1 protein-coding gene is annotated in these 240 nt (G+C 79.2%); it reads left to right on the plus strand.

Annotation, left to right across the window (positions count from 1 at the left end; all coding sequences use genetic code 11):
- Window positions 1-19 precede the first annotated feature (19 nt).
- On the plus strand, window positions 20-240 hold a 221-nt coding region (locus AC0IVP_RS22130), incomplete at its 3' end, for a hypothetical protein (RefSeq protein WP_471759308.1).

The following is a 240-nucleotide window of genomic DNA, read 5'->3' on the forward strand; positions in this document are numbered from 1 at the left end:
GCTGGGGGTGGACGAGGACGTGAGCCCCGCCGTGGTCCTGGACCGGCTGCGGACGGCGGGGACCGGGGTGGGGCCCGCCCGCCTCACCGACGCCCTCGCCCGGGTGCTGGAGGGCGAGGTCGACGGCCACCGGGTGGTGCGTCGGGTGGCCGAGCTGCTCGACGCCCGCGTGCCCCTGGTCGACAGCGGGGGCCGGGAGGTCGCCCAGCACCCGACGTCGGAGGACGGGCAGCCCGACGA

Source organism: Klenkia sp. AC732 (assembly GCF_979256525.1).